This is a genomic window from Pseudomonas sp. PA15(2017), assembly GCF_001945395.1.
GTDB lineage: Bacteria > Pseudomonadota > Gammaproteobacteria > Pseudomonadales > Pseudomonadaceae > Aquipseudomonas.
The window spans coordinates 53,957-57,025 of record NZ_MSXV01000051.1; the positions used below are offsets into that span (position 1 = coordinate 53,957).

Genomic DNA, 3,069 nt, shown 5'->3' on the forward strand with positions numbered 1-3,069 from the left:
CTTCACCAACCGCTATGCGGATGTGTATAGCCTGGGGAGTATTCTCTTGGCCAGAGATGTTTCTGGGGCCTTGGCCAGCCGCCTGGATAATCTCTCCGCGACCTTGGAAGCTGCCGGTCATACGACGTTGAGCGTCGGCATACTCAATAACGCTCGCGATCGCCTGACCGTCGAACCAAGCATATACAGTGCGCGCATCGACGAACGATTCTGTGTTCAGCCTGGGATCGACTGCAGGGGAAAACGAAGTTCCTGGTTCGAGGTAACGCAACTGGATCGGCTACATGTCACCGAGGCCAGTACCATGTCGCAGATCGCGTCAGCTGGTGACCTACGTATTTATGGTGACGTGCTGAACAATGCCAGTAGCCTGATTAGTGCTGGCGGCGATTTTTCGGCCGTACTCCGCACGTTGGACAACACTGGTGTAGAGGAGGGGGAGATCCAGACCACGCGCATGTTTCGGCTGACGCGCATGAACGGTAAGTACATCGTTCGCCACCAGAACAATGCGCGGGAATTCACCAGGCAATATTGGCACGAGAGCGCCGCTTATGATGAGCAGCGCACCGGGGAGATCGTCGGCGCCATTAACCGCATCATCAGCGATGGTGACTTTGAGCAGGAGCTTCATAGCTATGGCAGCCGTACCATTTTATGGCAAGGTGACCAACGTTATGCGGGAATCATCCAAGCGGCTGGCAACGTTACCATCAATGCTGAGGAAAGGATTGGCAACGGCGTCAAGCGCCCTGATTCTACACACGTAGTTAGCGGTAACCGCAGCGGCTCGACCAGCGTAGGGGCGGCGAGTTCGTTCGTATCTATTTCCCTCAACCCCCAACTCCCCCCTGACCTCGCCCAGCAGCAAGTCAACCCCCTGGCCCTGCCTGGCTTCAGTCTGCCCACCGGGCAGAACGGCTTGTTCCGCCTGAGTGGCCAGAGCGGCAGCCAAAGCCAGGTGCGCGGCGCCGCCACCCGTCAAGGCTGGACCCTTGGGCAAACCGTTCTCGGCTCGGTACCGCGCGACACGGTCGGCCCCGTTGCCCAGGGCAGCGTGGTGCGCATCGACCCCTTGGGTGCAGTCGCTATTGGCGACGGGCAGTGGCAGGTCGCCGAGCGCGATGGCGCAAGCGGACTGCCCGCCCGTGGCTCGGCGGTCAACGTGGGTCAGCTGTCTGCCGGCACTGCATCGCCGGGCCTGGCTCTCAGCGGCCATATCGGTCATATCGGCCATGCCAGCGTACCCCTGCAGCTCGACCCGCTCGAGCTGGGCAGCCTGCCGCTGCAACTCGCAGAGCGCGAACAGCAGGCTCTCTTGCCAGCGCCGGGGAGCAGCGTGCAGCTATATAACCCGCCGTTGGCTACCCCGGCGAGCGAATCGCTGGCCAGAGCACCTGCGGCCGCTACACCTGTCACTACGGTTGAGATCAGCGCGCCGTACACAGCGGTGCTACGCGAGGCCCTCAAGACGCCAGCTCCACTGGCGGTTGCACTCAGCCAGGAGCCAGCTACTGCGGTTGGTGAGGACGCACGCTTCGTGCCCCGTGTCCAAGCCATGGCCGCTAGCGCAACGCCTGCCGCACATCGCTACCTGATCGAAACCAACCCCGCGCTGACCGAACTGACCCCGTTTCTCAGTTCCGACTACCTGCTGGGCAAACTGGGCTTCGACCCCGACCAGGCCCAAAAGCGCCTGGGTGATGGCCTTTACGAGCAGCGGCTGATCCGCGAAGCCATCACGGCCCGCATCGGCCAGCGCTTCCTCGCTGGCCTGCACAGCGACGAGGCGATGTTCCGCCACCTGATGAACAACGCCATCGCCAGCAAACAAGCATTGAATCTGGCGCTAGGGGTGAGCCTGAGCAGCGAGCAGGTAGCGGCGCTGACTCATGATATCGTCTGGCTCGAAGAGCACGAGGTGGCGGGTGAGAGGGTGCTGGTGCCGGTGCTCTACCTGGCCCAGGCCAACGGGCGCCTGGCGCCCAACGGCGCGTTGATCCAAGGTCGCGACGTGGCGTTGATCAGCGGTGGCGAGCTGAACAACCAGGGCACCCTGCGCGCCAGCGGCGATCTTCAGCTACAGGCTGCGAACATCACCAACAGCGGCGTGATGCAGGCCAACGAGCGCCTGCAATTGCTGGCGACCGACAGCATTCGCAACGCCCAGGGTGGCATCATTGCCGGGCGCGACGTCAGCCTGACCGCCCGTGACGGCGACATCCTCAATGAGCGCACGGTCACCGCCACCCACAGCAACCTGAACGATCGCACCTGGATACGCAGCCATATCGACAGCGCGGCGCGTATCGAAGCGAGCGACCACCTGAGCCTGGCCGCTGGCCGCGACCTGAGTAACCTGGGCGGCGTACTGGACAGCCGGAGCGACCTGGCAATCCAGGCGGGCCGCGATGTCAACCTTGCCTCGGTGCAGGACGTACAGCACCACTCACGGGGCAACTGGTTCCTCGACGAGCGCGTGACGCAGCTAGGTGGCGAGGTGAGTGCTGGCCGTGACCTGACCATCAGCGCCGGCCGTGACCTGAGCGTGACCGCCAGCGACCTCAGTGCCGGTCGCCACCTCGCCCTGCGGGCAGAGCACGACCTGACCGTAGCCTCGGCCGCGGATGAAAGCCACGCGCTGTGGCACACCAAGCGGGTCACCGACCAGAAGGATCGTGTCACCCAGCGAGCCGCGACCCTCAGCGCAGAGGGCGACCTCGACATCAGCGCCGGCGGCGACCTGGCCGTGATCGCCAGCCGCGTCACGGCCGGCGAACAAGCCTACCTGGTGGCCGGTGGCGAGCTGGCACTGCTGGCTGCCCAGGACTCCGACTACGCGCTGTACCAGAAAAAGAAAAAAGGCAGCTTCGGGCGCAATAGCTTCAAACGCAACGAAACCACCGACGTCACCCATGTCGGCAGCGACATCCAGGCCGGTGGCGACCTGGCACTGCTCAGTGGCGGTGATCAGACCTACCAGGCGGCGCGGCTGGAGAGCGGCGCCGACCTGACAGTGTCCAGCGCAGGCCAGATCGCCTTCGAGGGTGTGAAGGATCTGGAACAAGA

The 3,069-nt window shown here is 63.7% G+C and carries 2 protein-coding genes; one reads left to right on the forward strand and one right to left on the reverse strand.

Annotated features, from left to right (window positions below):
* Positions 1-331 precede the first annotated feature (331 nt).
* Positions 332-634 carry a hypothetical protein gene (locus BVH03_RS26915; RefSeq protein WP_256574730.1) on the reverse strand — a complete coding sequence of 101 codons (303 nt, stop codon included), beginning with the start codon at positions 632-634 and terminating at the stop codon, positions 332-334.
* A 288-nt stretch (positions 635-922) separates the two neighbouring features.
* On the opposite strand from BVH03_RS26915, the gene BVH03_RS26920 reads away from it, so the two are divergent.
* The coding region (locus BVH03_RS26920) for a hemagglutinin repeat-containing protein (RefSeq protein ID WP_305883692.1) at positions 923-3,069 on the forward strand (2,147 nt) is incomplete at its 3' end.

Coding starts and splice junctions, on each gene's coding strand:
- BVH03_RS26915 (WP_256574730.1), bottom strand. CDS start 634: ATGAAGCTCCTGCTCAAAGTCACCATCGCTGATGATGCGGTTAATGGC.